Source organism: Novispirillum itersonii, from assembly GCF_014205675.1.
In the GTDB taxonomy this organism is placed as follows: Bacteria; Pseudomonadota; Alphaproteobacteria; order Rhodospirillales; family Rhodospirillaceae; genus Novispirillum; species Novispirillum itersonii_A.
Genome location: NZ_JACIIX010000011.1, coordinates 50,083 through 65,568 on the forward strand (window position 1 = coordinate 50,083; position 15,486 = coordinate 65,568).

Sequence of the window (15,486 nt, forward strand, 5' to 3'; positions counted from 1 at the left end):
AGGCTCCGCCCCGGCCAGCCGCCGATAGCATCGGGCGGCCCGGCGACAGACGGGCGAAGGACTGGGGACGGAACAAAATCATCGGCCACGGGGCCGGAGAAAGCGGGAGAAGACCGGAGGGTTCCGTGCCTCATACCTAAAACGCTATTTCTTTATAGATTTATGGTCAACATATTTCCGCATATCTATATGATTTTTTCATTATTTAACGAACCAAAGCTGTGTATTAAAAATATCTCTTTGAAAATAAAAAGAACCCGCCCCAATCCGGGGCGGGTTTCAAGGTGTCGTCATGAGGAGGGCCGACCTGGATCACTCCGGCCCCGACACAGCAGGCTGCCCGTTCAACGGGACTCACGACGATGGGGAGACACATGCCGTTCCAGCCACAGGCTGTAGCGGGATCCGAAGAAGCACAGGGTGAAATACACAAGGGCGGCAAAAGCATAGGCCTCATCATGGCGGCCCATCCATTCGGTGTCGTTGGCAGCGACCCGGGCCGCATTCAGGAAATCGAACAGGCCGATCACCAGCACCAGCGAGGTATCCTGAAACACATTCAGCAGGATATTGACGATGCCGGGGATCACCGTACGGATCGCCTGCGGCAGGATGATCCGCCGTAGGGTCTGCCAGCGCGACAGGCCCAGCGCATAGGCGGCCTCATACTGGCCTTTCGGCACCGCCTGCAATCCGGCCCGCAGGGTCTCAGCCAGAAAGGCCGCAACAAAGATACTGACCGCGATCTGCGCCCGCAGCAGCTTGTCCACCGCCGCCCCGGCGGGCAGCATCAGCGGAAACAGCAGAGTCGCCGCATACAGCACGGCGATGAACGGAATGCCACGGGTGATCTCGATCCCCAACACCGACAGCAGGCGCAGCCCGCCCATTTTCGACCGCCGGGCCAGAGCCAGCGCCACCGCCAGCGGGGCCGCCATCAGCACCCCGGCGACAAAAACCAGCAGACTGAGGGTCATTCCCCCCCACACATCGGTGGCCACCGGAGCCAGCCCGAAGCCCCCGCCCAGCAGGATCACCACCACAGCCATCCCGACACCCCACGCCACCAGCAGCGGCCAGCGCCACAGGGCGGGAATACCGGTGGCAACAATCAGGCCCGCCATCACCAGCAGCGCCGCAGCGGACCGCCCCTGCTCCGGCCCCGGGTACAGGCCGAACAGGATGAAGCGGATCTTGTCCGCGACAAAGGCCCAGCACGCCCCCTGCCCCACCTCCTGCCGGCAGGCATCGCCATTGCCGGTCCACACCGCCTTGACCAGCGCCCAGTCCAGAAACGGCCAGACCACCACGGCGATAAACCCAAGGTAGGCCAGCGTGATGACGCTGTTCAGCGGGGTGCCGAACAGCCCCCCCCCCCACAGGCGGCGCAGGGCCAGCCGGAGCGGCGACGGCGGGACCGCCGGAGCCATGACAGTCTCCTCGAACGGCAGATCGGACGGGTTTTCCACGGCGGCGGCAACGGCAGTCATCGGTGGTTTTCTCCCCGCAAGGCGACACGGTGGTTGTAGAGGTTCATCAACGCCGAGGTGATCAGGCTGAGGGTCAGGTAGACAAAGATCATGATGCTGATCGCCTCCAGCACATGCCCCCCTTGATTGGCGGTGGTGTTCAGCACGTTGACCAGATCAGGGTAGCCGATGGCCACGGCGATGCTGGAATGCTTGGTCAGCGACACATAGCTGGAGGTCAGGGCCGGAATAATCACCCGCAGGGCCTGCGGTAACACCACCAGCCGCATCACCCGCCGCTCCGGCAGGCCCAGCGCCCGGGCCGCCTCCCACTGACCGCGCGGAACCGACTGAATACCCGCCCGCACCAGCTCCGCCACCGAGGCCGAGGTATTGACGGCCAGACCGATCCACAGGGCGACGAATTCCGGGCTCAGGGTGCGCCCCCCGGTGATGTTGAAACCGGTCAGGCGCGGCAGATCCAGCGTCCATACCGGACCGGCCAGTCCCCACAGCAGGGCGGTTGCTGCGGCAGCCAGTCCCAGCGGCAGACCTGTCCTCCACAGGACCGCACCCCGGAGCCGGGCAGGTCCCCACCGCCGCAGGGCCGCCCACAGCAGCACCGCCAGACCCACGCCCCCCAGCATCAGCAGACCGCCGGACAGCGGAGCCTCCTCCGCCGTGATCCCCGGGGTGAACAGCCCGCGGTTGGTCAGAAACACCCCCGGCAGCGGCGACAGCGCCTGACGGGGAGACGGCAGGGCATGAACGGTCAGGCTCCAGAAAAACAGTTGCAGCAACAGCGGGGTATTGCGGATGACCTCGATGTACACCTGCACGGTGCGGGACAGCAGCGGATTGGACGACAGCCGCGCCACCCCCAGCGACAGCCCCAGCACCGTCGCCAGCGCACAGCTGAGCACGGCCACCTGCACCGTGTTCAGAAAGCCGACGGCCACCGCCCGCCCGTAACTGTCCGCCGCCGAATAGGGGATCCAGCTTTCGCCGATCTCAAACCCGGCAGACCGGGACAGGAACCCGAACCCCGGCGTCAGCCCCAGCCGCGCCAGATTGCCGGACAGGGTCATCCCCAGCCAGACCGCCACGGCCAGAACCGCCCCGACCGCCAGAAGCTGGACCCGGGGGTAATCCCCCCACCAGCCGCTGATCCGGTCCGCAGCACTGGCCACCCCGCCGCGCAGGGCACCCCCGATCCACAACAGGACCGGGGGCTTGCGGGCAGACGGTGATCCGGGAGAAACCGGCGGAACGGGACGGATCATGCCTGCCCCCTCTTAGCGGAACGGCGGGGCGTACAGCAGGCCGCCCTTGGTCCACGACTGGTTGAAGCCGCGCTCAAAACCAAGGCCGGAGGCCTTGCCAAGGCTGCGTTCAAAGATTTCGCCGTAGTTTCCGACCGTCTTGATGATGGTGTAGAACACCTTCGGATCCAGCTTGGCAGCCTGCCCCAGCGCCGGATCAACCCCGAGGAACCGGCGGATGGTCGGGTTCTCGCTGGTCAGGAAGCTGTCAACGTTATCCTTGGTGATCCCCAGCTCTTCAGCCTGCAAGGTGGCATAGACCACCCAGTTGACCACTTCCAGCCAGCGGTCATCGCCCCAGCGGATTGCCGGAGCCAGCGGCTCCTTGGAAATCCGCTCCGGCAGGACGATGTAGTCATCCGGATTGGGCAGCTGTAAACGGCGGAAGGCCAGATCGGTGGAATCCTGCGTCACCACATCGCAGCGGCCGGAGGTGAAGGCCTTGCGGATTTCGTTGGTGTCTTCAATCACCACCGGCTTGAAGGTGGCGTTGTTCTGGCGGAAGAAGTCAGCGATGTTCAGTTCACCGGTGGTGCCGCTCTGGATACACACCGTCGCGCCGTTCAGCTCGGTGCCCTTGGTGACGCCCAGCTTCTTCGGCACCAGCAGGCCCTGCCCGTCATAGAACACCACCGGCCCGAAGTGGAACCCCAGCTGGTGCGACCGGGTAAAGGTCTGGGTCACGCCGGACAGCAGAATGTCGAATTCCCCGGACTGGAGGGCCGGCAGGCGCTGCTGCGGCGAAGAGGTGATGAACTCCACCTTGTTCGGGTCGTTGAACAGCGCAATCGACAGGGCGCGGCCAAAATCGACGAAGAAGCCTTCCCACCGCCCCGACTTATCGACGTTGAAGAACCCCGGCCCCGGGCTGCCGACGCCAACCTTGATGGATCCACGGGCCTGAATGGCATCGATGGTCGGCCCGGCCTGCGCCACACCGGGGGCGGCCAGCGCCCCGACACCGACGGACAGGGCCGCCACGGCCCCAAGGAGCTTCGCTTTCAGTTTCTTCAGCATCACAGGATCCCTTTTTCTGCTGTCTGTTGAAATGGTCTGTCTGGGAGAGGAGCGGCAGAGGCGGCCCACGCATCTGCGCAGGATTGTTGCGTCTGCGGAAACCGGGGGTTCCGGACCGACAGAAAAGGCCACGGGCTGGCGCGATAGCGCCGAACGGGTACGGGCGAAAGGCCAGCCCGGGCATCAAGTCTGGAGAGGTCACGAGGAAACGTTGCAGCGGCACAACAGCATCCGGTCCGGAAGGGCCGGGGCGTCTGTTGCATCAGCCGCAGGGCCAAGACTAAACATATAAATCTATCTGTAAATAGATTTTTGATATTCGGTGTTATTTTTTTGAAAAATAACATTCATGAAGTGGAAAATATGGGCCTTCAGGCAACAAAAAACCCGCCTGCCATAGGCAGACGGGTCTTTGCACAGCAGAAACCGGCAGGCTATTCGCTGGCGCTGCGGCGGGAGCGGTCAATCTGCCGCTCCACAATCGCCTTGGCCGCCAGGGTCACCACCGCCAGCGAGGTCAGAATCGACGCCACGGCAAAGGAGCCGGAGTTGTCATAGTCATGGAACAGCAGGTCGATATACAGCGGCAGGGTGTTGGTTTCGCCCCGGATATGCCCGGACACCACCGACACCGCCCCGAATTCCCCCAGCACCCGCGCCGCACAGAGAATCACCCCATACAGCAGCGCCCAGCGGATATTCGGCAGCGTCACCCGCAGAAAGGTCCGCAGTCCCCCGGCACCGAGAATAATCGCCGCCTCCTCGTCATCCGTGCCATGCAGACGCATCAGCGGCAGCAGCTCGCGGGCGATGAACGGGCTGACCACAAACAGGATTGCCAGCAGGATTCCCGGCACCGCAAACATCACCGGAATGTTGTGATCCTGTAGATAGGAGCCCAGCGGACTCGACGCCCCGTACACCAGCAGACAGGCCACCCCGGCGACAATCGGCGACACCGAAAACGGCAGCTCGATCAGAGACACCAGCACCGTCTTGCCCCGCCAGCGGAACTTGGTCAGTGCCCAGGCCGCCGCCAGCCCGAACAGCGCCGACAGCGGCACGCAGACCACCAGCGTCAGCAGGGTCAGACCGACCGCCGACAGGGTTTCCCGCGCCGAGACCACCTGCCACCACGCCGCCGCCCCCTTGGAAAAGGCATGGCCGAACACCACCGCCAGCGGGGTACCGAACAGCAGCACCGCCAGCAGCACTGCCGCCGCCACACACAGCCATGCGCCAACCCCGTCCGGGCGACGCCGTTCCCGATGATGCTGCATCACACGCCCTCCTTCTCCAGATAGCGGTGCTGCCACGCCTGAATGGCATTGGCCAGCAGCATCACCCCCAGCGCTGACAGCAGAATCACCACCGCAATCGCGGTTGCCGCCGGATAGTTGTATTCCTCCAGCCGGATATAGATCAGCAGCGAGGTGATCTCGGTCTTCATCGGACGGTTCCCGGCAATGAAGATGATCGCCCCGAATTCCCCCAGGCAACGGGCAAAGGCCAGCGTCATCCCTGCCAGAACCGCCGGTGCCACCACCGGGGCAATTACATGGCGGAACACCTGCCAGCGCCCGGCCCCCAGCAGACCGGCGGCCTCCTCGGCATCGGCATCAAGGTCTTCCAGCACCGGCTGCACGGTCCGCACCACAAACGGCAGGCTGGTAAAGGCCATGGCGACGGCAATCCCCGCCTGTGCGTTGACCACGGTCCAGCCCATCGCCGCCAGAAGCGGCCCGAACCAGCCGGTGGCCGACAGCGCCGCCGACAGGGCCACCCCCGCCACCGCCGTTGGCAGGGCGAAGGGGATATCCATCACCGCATCCAGCAGACGGCGCCCGGGAAACTCATAACGGGCCAGAACCCAGGCAAACAGCAGACCGGCCACCCCGTTAAACGCCACCGCCTGAAGGGCAGAGGTCAGGGTGACCTGATAAGTCGCCAATGCCCGCGGGCTGGCCACCGCCGCCACGAACTCCGCCGCCGACAGCCCGGCGGCCCACCACAGCAGGGCCGCCAGAGGCAAAAGGACAATCACGCCGAGATACCCCAGCGTGATGCCCAATGTCAGCGAAAAGCCCGGCAGGGTGCGTCGGGAGCGGCGCAGACTCATTTCGCGACGAACACCTGATCCAGCAGCGCCCCTTCGGCGAAGTGAGCCTTATTGACCGCCGCCCAGCCACCGAGGCTGTCGATGGTCAGCAGCCGCACGTCCGGGAACTGCGCCTTATACTTGGCCACCACCTCCGGATCACGGACCCGGTTATAATTCTGCGCCAGCACATCCTGCGCCGACTTGGTGTAGAGGAAATTCAGGTAGGCGGACGCCTCAGCGCGGGAGCCCCGGCGGTCGGCCACCTTGTCAACCACCGCCACCGGGAAATCGGCCAGCAGGCTGACCGGCGGCACCACCGCATCAAAGCGGTCAGCCCCGAATTCCTGCTGAATGCCCCGCACTTCCGCCTCGAACGTCACCAGCACGTCACCGGTGCCACGTTCCACGAAGGTGGTGGTGGCCGCCCGCCCGCCGGTATCGAACACCGGCACATTGGCCAGCAGCTTGCCGACAAAGTCCTTGGCCTTGTCGGCATTGCCCCCGCTGCTTTCCAGCGCATAGGCATAGGCGGCAAGATAGGTGTAGCGGGCATTGCCCGAGGTCTTCGGATTCGGGAACACCACCTGCACATCCGCGCGGACCAGATCGTCCCACGACTTGATGCCCTTCGGATTGCCCTTGCGCACCAGGAAGGCCGGGAGCGAATAGTACGGTGAGGCATCGTTGGGGAACTTCTTCGCCCAGTCGGCGGCGACAAAGCCCTTGTCGGCCAGCACCTGCACATCCGGCACCTGATTGAAGGTGACCACGTCAGCGGCCAGCCCTTCCAGAATCGAGCGGGCCTGCTTCGACGACCCACCGTGCGACTGCTTCACCTCCAGCGCTGGCAGGCCCTTGGCCGCCCGTTCGTCTTTATAGAGGGTGTTCAGCTTGGCATAGAGCTCGCGGGAAATGTCGTAGGAGACGTTCAGGATCTCGCTGACCGGGGCATCGGCGGCGCGGACCGGGGCCGCGGCGAGGGAAGCCGCAACAGCGGCGGAAGCGAACAGGGCTTTCAGATTCAGGCGGCGCATCGCGGGAACTCCTTCGATCAGCGTCACGGCGTTGTGTTGTTGTAGGGATATTTCACACATTCTGTAAAGTTGTTTATTTTAAATAACCTTTTTTCATAGTTAATTATGCAAAATCGACACTGCCATCAAAAAAGGCGGCTTCCGTTGTGGAAACCGCCTTTTCAGCATTCAGCCCGCATTCGGGGCATCTCATCTTCATCCCGCTGCACCTTGCGGCCGGGACAACAACAGCCATCAGACATCGGGATCATCCATTCAGTGCGGCAGCGCGCTTCAGGTCAGCACGTTTCAGGTCAGCACGTTTCAGGTCAGACTGGGCCTGCCGGATCACCGGCCACACCTGCTCCGACCGCAGGCCGTCCCGCTGCATCACCAGATGCACCAGCGGATCGGTCATCACATCCGTCAGCGACGGTTCACCGGTCCGCCACGGATCCGGGCGACGGGACGGAACGGCCCCCAGGGTGACAGCCTTGCCATGGGGCGGCGGCAGGCCGGGAGTCGAGGCTGTAAAAGCATAAGTCTGCATCGCAGGTCTCCTGATTGGGGAAGGGATTGAAAAGGGAAGCGGAGCCCGGCGGAAGGCGTCCACTTCCGCCGGGCCGTGCCCGGGCGGGGGATATAGCAGGAAACCCGCCCGGTACTCAGACACTGTAGGGTTCCCTCATCCTGAATGCAACACATAATTCTATATTTTTATAGATTTTATAGAAAATAATGCCGCAACCCTTGACTCCGCGCGGTCTCTTTGTAAATACGGGCGTCATAAAATGGAGACGCCCACACCAATGCTGTCCAGCAAAGCAAAATACGGCCTGAAGGCGATGGTCTATCTGGCCCGCAACGAAAATCAGGGCGCCATCGTTATTCAGGATATTGCCGACGCGGAAACGATCCCGAAGAAGTTTCTCGATGCGATCATGCTGGAGATGAAGAACAACGGCCTGCTGACCAGCAAAAAAGGCAAAGGCGGCGGCTACATGCTGGCGGTTCCGGCGGCGCAGATCCGCGTCGGCGATATCATCCGCATTCTGGATGGCCCGCTGGCCCCGGTGCCCTGCGCCTCCCGCAATGCCTATAAGCCCTGTGCCGACTGCCGGGACGAAGCGGGCTGTGCGGTGCGGGCCGTGATGAGCGATGTGCGGGATGCTATCGCCGCGATTCTCGATACCTGCACCCTGTCTGACATGGCCAGCAAGGGCGCGGGCGAGATGATCCTGAATTACGAGATCTGAGCCCGGGTAACGGTCCAAGGTACCGCCTTAAGTCCGATCCCAGCTTGAGTCCGATGCCAGAAGGGTATCAGCTCAGGCCGTCAAACAGCGGTGTCGACAGATACCGCTCGGCGCAGGACGGAACGATCACCACCACCGTCTTTCCCCGCATTTCCGCCCGCCGCGCCACTTCCAGCGCCGCACACAGGGCAGCGCCGGAGGAGATTCCCACCGGAATCCCTTCCTGCCGGGCGGCCAGACGTGCTGTGCGGAAGGCGTTTTCGTTGGTGATGGTCAGGATTTCGTCAATCAGACCCCGGTCCAGCAGCGGCGGCACGAATCCGGCCCCGATCCCCTGAATTTTATGGGGGGCTGGCATCCCGCCGGACAGCACCGGGCTGGCGTCCGGCTCCACTGCAATCACCCGCAGGGCCGGATTATACTGCCGCAACGCCTGCCCGATGCCGGTCAGGGTCCCGCCGGTCCCGACTCCCCCGACCACAGCATCAACCCTGCCCCCGGTATCCGCCCAGATCTCTTCGGCGGTCGTGCTGCGGTGAATCTCCGGATTCGCCGGATTCTGGAACTGCTTCAGCGACACCGCTCCAGGGATTGCCGCCAGCAGCTCCCGCGCCCGGGCAATGGCCCCGCCCATTCCCTTGGCTGCCGGGGTCAGATCAATTTCCGCCCCGAACAGCTGCACCATCTTCCGCCGTTCCACCGACATGCTTTCCGGCATGGTCAGGATCAGCCGGTATCCTTTGACCGCCGCAATTCCGGCCAGCGCAATACCGGTGTTTCCTGATGTCGGCTCGACGAGGGTTGAATAGCCGGGAATCAGGTCCCCCCGGGCCTCTGCCGCCTCCACCATGGCCAGCGCAACCCGGTCCTTGACCGAGGCCCGCGGATTGAAGAATTCGAGTTTAGCCAGCAGATCAGCGGTCCCCGTGGCATTCATCCGGTTGATCCGCACCAGCGGGGTTCCACCGACGGTCTGCATGATATGATCATAGACACGGCCGCGCGGCGGGGCGGCAACAGCGTCGCGCCGGGGCAACGGCGGCTGCGAGGACAGGGCGGTGCGACAGGCAAAATCCGAATCGGGAGACATGGGGCGCGTCCTTCTGCCGGGGCCAGCGGAGAGCACCGCCATCGCGGTACCATAAAAACTATAACAAGGTAGATTAATAGATTTCAAGCTCTCCGTCTGGCTGCTCGACACGGGCCATCCCCGACTTTCCCCTTTGCCAAGCATCCCTTTAATCCATTGATATATAAATATTTTCCCCTTTATCTCCAACGGCAAATTTAACCAGATTCGGCTGTATTTAAAGAATGAAAAAACAGCGCTTGACGGTATAAAAATACAAATTCATAGTTTTATGGCCATTTCGCCATGGGAGGCCCACAATGATCTTCACCACCCGTCAGACTACCCTGCCGACCAAGACGGCCCGCCCGTCTCTGCTGTCCCGTCGTATGCTGCTGGTGGCGGGCGCCCTGGCCTGCTTCGCCGGGGGCCTTGCCGGCCCCGTCACCGCCCGCGCCGCTGAACAGAAAACCCTGCTGAACGTCTCCTACGATCCGACCCGGGAGCTGTACCAGAAGCTGAACGCCGCCTTCATCCCGACCTATAAGGATGCGGAGCTGAAGATCAACCAGTCGCATGGTGGTTCCGGCAAGCAGGCCCGCTCGGTGATCGACGGCCTTGATGCCGATGTGGTGACGCTGGCGCTGGCCTATGACATTGACGCCATCGCCGACACCGGCCTGCTGGCCAAGGACTGGCAGACCCGTCTGCCGCAGAACAGCTCGCCCTACACCTCGACCATCGTATTCCTCGTCCGCAAGGGCAATCCGGCAGCCATTAAGGACTGGCCGGATCTGATCAAGCCGGGCGTGCAGGTGATCACCCCCAACCCGAAGACCTCCGGCGGTGCCCGCTGGAACCATCTGGCCGCCTATGCCTATGCCCTGCAGGCCAACGGCAACGATGCCGCCAAGGCCGAGGACTACCTGAGCAAGCTGTACGCCAACGTGCCGGTGCTGGACACCGGGGCCCGGGGAGCCACCAACACCTTCGCCCAGCGCGGCATCGGCGATGTGCTGCTGGCGTGGGAGAATGAGGCGATCCTGTCGCTGAAGGAGTTCGGTGACGCCTTCGAAATCGTCGTTCCGTCGATCTCCATTCTGGCGGAGCCGCCGGTGGCGGTGGTCGATAAGGTGGCGGACCGCAAAGGCACCCGTGCGGCGGCCGAAGCCTACCTGAAGTTCCTCTACACGCCGGAGGCGCAGGAGATCATCGCTCAGAACCACTACCGTCCGCGTGATCCGGCGGTGGCGGCCAAATACGCCAAAAACTTCCCGGAGGTGAAGCTGGTGACCATCGACGGGGCCTTCGGTGGCTGGCGCAAGGCACAGGAGACCCATTTCGCCGATGGTGGTATCTTTGACCGCGTCAGCGTGAAGAAGTAAGCGGCCCGGACCAGCACAGGAGGTCCGCCATGACAGCGTCCCCTTCTCTCCATCCCGGACAGGCTCCACAGACCGTACAGGGGGCCGGGCATTCCCCGGCCCCCGTGCCACGCCGCCGCAGCCTGCTGCGGCGACAGGTCATTCCCGGCTTCACCCTCAGCATGGGCATCACGCTCGGCTGGCTGTCGCTGATCGTGCTGATCCCGCTGGCGGGATTGGTGATCCGCGCCTCCGGCCTGCCGCTGGACCGCTGGATCACGGTGCTGACCGACACCCGGCTTCTGGCCGCCCTGCGCCTCAGTTTCGGCGGGGCACTGATCGCCGCGCTGATCAACGGCGTTCTGGGGCTGATCGTCGCCTGGGTGCTGGTGCGCTACCCCTTCCCCGGACGCAAACTGATCGATTCCATGATCGACCTGCCGTTCGCCCTCCCGACCGCCGTCGCCGGGATCGCGCTCAGCGCCCTGTATGCCCCCAATGGCTGGCTGGGCAGCCTGCTGGCCCCACTGGGCATCAAGGTGGCCTTCACCCCGCTGGGGGCGGTGGTCGCCATGGTGTTCATCGGCCTGCCGTTTGTGGTGCGCACGGTGCAGCCGGTGCTGGAAGACATCGACGTGGAACTGGAAGAAGCCGCCGCCTGTCTGGGCGCGTCCCGCCGTCAGACCTTCTGGATGGTGCAGCTGCCGACCATCGCCCCGGCGCTGGCCACCGGCATCTCGCTGGCCTTCGCCCGTGCGGTGGGGGAATACGGATCGGTGATCTTCATCGCCGGGAACCTGCCCCGGGTGTCGGAAATTGCCCCGCTGCTGATCGTCACCCGGCTGGAGCAGTATGACTATGTCGGGGCCACCGCCATCGCCACCATCATGCTGGCCGCCTCTTTTATCCTGCTGCTGATCGTCAATGTCCTGCAAAAATGGAACCGTGACCGTCAGGGAGGTCTCCGATGAGCAAGCGATCCCTGCGGGACCACTCCGCCACCCGCCTGTCACTGGTCGCCCTGACCGTGGTGATCGTCCTGCTGTTCCTGCTGCTGCCGCTGGCACAGGTGCTGCAACAGGCTTTTGCCAAAGGTCCGGCAGTGTTCTGGCACTCCCTTCAGGGGGAAGACCCGCTGGCGGCCATCCGCCTGACCCTGCTGGTGGCGGCGATCTCCGTTCCGCTTAATCTGGTGTTCGGGCTGGCGGCAAGCTGGGCGATCACCAAATTCGATTTTCCCGGCAAAAGCCTGCTGGTGTCCCTGATTGACCTGCCGTTTTCGGTGTCGCCGGTGATTTCCGGCCTGATCTACGTGCTGCTGTTCGGGGCACACGGGTTTCTCGGGCCGTGGCTGATCGAGCATAACCTGAAGATCATCTTCGCCGTTCCCGGCATCGTTCTGGCCACCGTCTTCGTCACCTTCCCCTTCGTCGCCCGCGAACTGATCCCGCTGATGGAGGAACAGGGCCGTGAAGAAGAAGAGGCGGCACTGGTGCTGGGGGCCAGCGGATGGCGGACTTTCTGGTCCGTCACGCTGCCAAATGTAAAATGGGCATTGTTATACGGCGTATTGCTGTGTAATGCTCGGGCCATGGGCGAATTTGGCGCCGTTTCTGTCGTATCCGGCCATGTCAGGGGCCTGACCAACACCATGCCGCTGCATGTGGAGATATTGTACAATGAATATGATTTCGTCGGAGCGTTCGCGGTGGCTTCGGTTCTCGCGCTCCTCGCCCTCGTCACCCTCGGGATCAAATCCGCAGTCGAATGGTGGCACCGGGACGAACTTGCGGCCACCCGCCGCCATTGAGGAAGGACAGGCACAGGCCATGATTGACCTGCAGCAGATTCACAAGACCTTCGGCGCCTTCACCGCGCTGGACCATGTCAGCCTGTCCATTCCGCGCGGGCGGATGGTGGCGCTGCTGGGGCCGTCGGGGTCAGGGAAGACGACGCTGCTGCGCATCATCGCCGGACTGGAACATGCCGACGGCGGCATCATCCGGCTGGATGGGCAGGATGCCACCGACCTCAGCGCCCGCGACCGCCGCATCGGCTTTGTGTTCCAGCACTACGCCCTGTTCCGTCATATGACCGTCGCCGATAACGTCGCCTTCGGCCTGAAGGTCCGCCCGCGCGACAGCCGCCCGTCGAAGGATGAGATCCGCGAGCGCGTCAGCACCCTGCTGAAGCTGGTGCATCTGGATGGTCTGGCCGGGCGGTACCCGACCCAGCTGTCCGGCGGGCAGCGGCAGCGGGTGGCGCTGGCCCGGGCACTGGCGGTGGAACCCCGCCTGCTGCTGCTGGACGAACCGTTCGGGGCGCTGGATGCGCAGGTCCGTAAGGATCTGCGCCGCTGGATGCGCCGCCTGCATGATGACATGGGCCTGACCAGTGTGTTCGTCACCCACGATCAGGAGGAAGCGCTGGAGCTGGCCGACGACGTGGTGGTGATGTCGCATGGCCGGATCGAGCAGATCGGCACCCCGGCGGATATCTACGACAATCCGGCCACACCGTTCGTCTATCAGTTCCTCGGCAATGCCACCAGACTGGCCGCCACCGTACAGGGCGGCACCGCCCATCTGAACGGCTGGCAGATCCCCGCCACCGCCCCCGACGGCGCGGCGGTGGCTTTCATCCGCCCGCATGACTGGACGCTGGAGGATGCCGCCGCCGGGGCCAACGCCACCCTGCGCCATGCCTCGGTGCTGGGATCCAGCCTGCGGCTGGATGTCACCCTTGAGGATGGGCAGGATATCGAGGTGGATATCCGTCGCGATGCCGGACAGGCGGTGCCTGCCGCCGGATCGGCCCTGCGGCTGACCCCCAACCGGGTGGCGGTGTTCCCCGCCACAGCATAATCCACCGGCCTGCCCTCCCTCCGGATCTCCGGCGGGAGGGCAGGCAGGCAGGGTCCCGGAAAATTCGCCTCCACAGAGACATTTTCCCCCTGTTCTCACAAAGACGTTGCCGGAGGGCGATAAACGGACGACGGTCGTAGGCATCATGTCTGATCTGCCTGCCATACGGCCCCCCATCCTGCCCCTCAGCGATGCCGTGCTGTCGTTCATCGCCAGCTGTGGCAGCATCCGGCTGGCCAGCCGCACCGCTGCCTTCCGCCCCATCGCCGCCCGGGGCCTGTCCGTTGTGGTCGCCGACCGCAGCAGCGGACTGCTGCGGGTCTGCGTCTCCACCCCCGGCTGCCGCCCGCTGCTGGAGGCCGTGCAGGACAGCGGAACCCTCGCCGTAGCCCTGTCCCAGCCGCTGACGCACCGATCCCTACAGATCAAGGGGCGGGATGCGGTGCTGACCGGCATTCAACCGGAAGACCGCGACCAGATTGACCGGCTGCGCCGCATCATGGCGCTGGACCTGCGGGAACTGGGGTATGATACCAGCCTGACAGACTCTTTCTGGAAGGCCGCAGAGGATCCGCTGACCGGCATCACCTTCACCGCCGCCGCCCTGTTTGATCAGACCCCCGGCCCGGCGGCAGGGTCTGCCATTGATGGGCGCACCGGGCCATCCCTGCCATGACCCGCATCCGTCTGGAACAGATCCGCGACTGCCTGGAAGGCGGCGTCCCCGCCACCATCGCCACCTGTGGCGAAGACGGTCTGCCCAATGCCTCGCTGCTGACACAGGTGCAGTACGTGGATGGGGATCATGTTGCCCTGACCTATCAGTTCTTCAACAAGACCCGGCACAATATTCTGGCCAATCCCTACGCGATGGTGCAGGTGATGGATCCGGTCTCAGCCATGGAGTTCCGGCTGACCCTGCGCTACCTGCGGACCGAAACCTCCGGCCCGCTGTTTGAGGCGATGCGGGCGCGGCTGGCGGGCATTGCCGCCCATGCGCATATGCAGGATGTGTTTGTTCTGCGCGGAGCCGATCTTTACCGGGTGCTGGACATTGAAGCGGTCGACGACACCGGCCGCCTGCCCTGCTCCGGCCCCCGCCCCAGCCTGCTGCCCGCCGTACGGCGGATCTGCGACCGCCTCAGCCGCTGCCCGGACCTTGATGACCTGATCGACACCGCACTGGATGGCATGACCGGCCCGCTGGGGCTGCGCCATGTGATGATGTTCATTGCCGGAGGCGGCCCGTCGGCCGCTGCTCCGCCGGACCGGCTGTATGCCCTGTCCAGCCGGGGATTTGACACCTCCGGTGCCGGGTTTGAGGTCGGCATGCAGGATGGCATCGTCGGTGTCGCCGCGCGGGAGCGGGTGCCGATCCGCATCACCAATGTCGCGGCGGAATACAGCTACAGCCGGGCAGCGGGTGGCGGCCCGACAGTCCTCTCCGCCATTCCCTTCCCCGGCCGGACGCCACCGGGCAGCCAGATGGCCGTACCGGTCCAGTGCGGACAGCGGCTTCTGGGGGTTCTGTATGCGGAAAGTGCTGAAGAATGGCGCTTCTGCTACGACGATGAAGACGCGCTGGCCACCGTGGCCGCGCATCTGGGGGTGACGATGGCCTTACTGGAGGCCACCGCCAGCCCGGCGGATCCCGGCCCGGCCCGGATCTGTCCGCATGGGGGCGGCGCACCGGTGACCGTGCGGTACTATCCGGTTGATGACAGCGTGTTCATTGACGGGGACTATCTGATCAAAGGAATCGCCGGAGCGATCCTGTCCATCATCCTGCGGGATCACCTGCGGGACGGCCGCTGCGATTTCACCAACCGGGAACTGCGACTGCACCCGGACCTGCGCCTGCCGGAGGTCAGCGATAATCTGGAAGCCCGGCTGATTCTGCTGCAACGGCGTCTGACCGACCGTAGCGATGCCCTGAGGCTCCAGAAAACCGGGCGCGGCCGCCTGCGGCTGGTGCTGCGCGGGCCGGTCACGCTGGAAACCGTCGGCTGAG

General features: G+C 64.2%; 15 protein-coding genes. 7 read left to right on the forward strand and 8 right to left on the reverse strand.

Annotation, left to right across the window (positions count from 1 at the left end; genetic code table 11):
• Positions 1-344 precede the first annotated feature (344 nt).
• From FHS48_RS14115 to FHS48_RS14145, 7 genes are all read right to left on the reverse strand, one after another.
• A complete protein-coding gene (locus FHS48_RS14115) occupies positions 345-1,490 on the reverse strand; it encodes an amino acid ABC transporter permease (RefSeq protein WP_184264222.1) in 1,146 nt (381 codons plus the stop codon).
• Positions 1,487-2,752, reverse strand: a complete 1,266-nt coding sequence (locus tag FHS48_RS14120; RefSeq protein ID WP_184264223.1) for an amino acid ABC transporter permease — start codon at positions 2,750-2,752, stop codon at positions 1,487-1,489. Before FHS48_RS14120 ends, FHS48_RS14115 begins: the two co-directional genes overlap by 4 nt.
• Before the next feature lie 12 nt (positions 2,753-2,764).
• Entirely contained in the window at positions 2,765-3,808 is a 1,044-nt protein-coding gene (locus FHS48_RS14125; protein ID WP_184264224.1) for an amino acid ABC transporter substrate-binding protein, read from the reverse strand.
• Positions 3,809-4,242: 434 nt separating this feature from the next.
• Positions 4,243-5,088: a sulfate ABC transporter permease subunit CysW gene (gene cysW / locus FHS48_RS14130; RefSeq protein WP_184264225.1), complete on the reverse strand. Its 846-nt coding sequence runs from the start codon at positions 5,086-5,088 to the stop codon at positions 4,243-4,245.
• Positions 5,088-5,927, reverse strand: coding sequence for a sulfate ABC transporter permease subunit CysT (gene cysT / locus FHS48_RS14135; protein ID WP_184264226.1), 840 nt, complete (start codon positions 5,925-5,927; stop codon positions 5,088-5,090). The genes cysW (FHS48_RS14130) and cysT (FHS48_RS14135) overlap by 1 nt, the downstream gene beginning before the upstream one ends.
• Positions 5,924-6,943 carry a thiosulfate ABC transporter substrate-binding protein CysP gene (gene cysP, locus FHS48_RS14140; protein ID WP_184264227.1) on the reverse strand — a complete coding sequence of 340 codons (1,020 nt, stop codon included), beginning with the start codon at positions 6,941-6,943 and terminating at the stop codon, positions 5,924-5,926. The genes cysT (FHS48_RS14135) and cysP overlap by 4 nt, the downstream gene beginning before the upstream one ends.
• Positions 6,944-7,190: 247 nt before the next feature.
• Positions 7,191-7,472: a hypothetical protein gene (locus FHS48_RS14145; RefSeq protein WP_184264228.1), complete on the reverse strand. Its 282-nt coding sequence runs from the start codon at positions 7,470-7,472 to the stop codon at positions 7,191-7,193.
• Between the two features lie 259 nt (positions 7,473-7,731).
• Between FHS48_RS14145 and FHS48_RS14150 the strand changes: the two genes are divergently transcribed.
• Positions 7,732-8,178: an RrF2 family transcriptional regulator gene (locus FHS48_RS14150; RefSeq protein ID WP_184264229.1), complete on the forward strand. Its 447-nt coding sequence runs from the start codon at positions 7,732-7,734 to the stop codon at positions 8,176-8,178.
• Positions 8,179-8,245: 67 nt separating this feature from the next.
• Here FHS48_RS14150 and cysK read toward each other — a convergent pair whose 3' ends face one another.
• A complete protein-coding gene (cysK, locus tag FHS48_RS14155) occupies positions 8,246-9,268 on the reverse strand; it encodes a cysteine synthase A (RefSeq protein ID WP_184264230.1) in 1,023 nt (340 codons plus the stop codon).
• Positions 9,269-9,567: 299 nt separating this feature from the next.
• Between cysK and FHS48_RS14160 the strand changes: the two genes are divergently transcribed.
• From FHS48_RS14160 to FHS48_RS14185, 6 genes are all read left to right on the forward strand, one after another.
• Positions 9,568-10,632 (forward strand): sulfate ABC transporter substrate-binding protein, encoded by a 1,065-nt coding sequence (locus FHS48_RS14160; RefSeq protein WP_221443526.1) that lies wholly within the window; start codon positions 9,568-9,570, stop codon positions 10,630-10,632.
• A 29-nt stretch (positions 10,633-10,661) separates the two neighbouring features.
• On the forward strand, positions 10,662-11,582 hold the full coding sequence (gene cysT, locus FHS48_RS14165; protein ID WP_221443527.1) for a sulfate ABC transporter permease subunit CysT: 921 nt from the start codon (positions 10,662-10,664) through the stop codon (positions 11,580-11,582).
• Positions 11,579-12,421 (forward strand): sulfate ABC transporter permease subunit CysW, encoded by an 843-nt coding sequence (gene cysW / locus FHS48_RS14170; protein WP_184264231.1) that lies wholly within the window; start codon positions 11,579-11,581, stop codon positions 12,419-12,421. Before cysT (FHS48_RS14165) ends, cysW (FHS48_RS14170) begins: the two co-directional genes overlap by 4 nt.
• A 19-nt stretch (positions 12,422-12,440) precedes the next feature.
• Positions 12,441-13,475, forward strand: a complete 1,035-nt coding sequence (locus FHS48_RS14175) for a sulfate/molybdate ABC transporter ATP-binding protein (RefSeq protein WP_184264232.1) — start codon at positions 12,441-12,443, stop codon at positions 13,473-13,475.
• A gap of 145 nt (positions 13,476-13,620) precedes the next feature.
• Positions 13,621-14,151, forward strand: coding sequence for a hypothetical protein (locus FHS48_RS14180; RefSeq protein ID WP_184264233.1), 531 nt, complete (start codon positions 13,621-13,623; stop codon positions 14,149-14,151).
• A complete protein-coding gene (locus tag FHS48_RS14185) occupies positions 14,148-15,485 on the forward strand; it encodes a GAF domain-containing protein (RefSeq protein WP_184264234.1) in 1,338 nt (445 codons plus the stop codon). The genes FHS48_RS14180 and FHS48_RS14185 overlap by 4 nt, the downstream gene beginning before the upstream one ends.
• Position 15,486 lies beyond the last annotated feature (1 nt).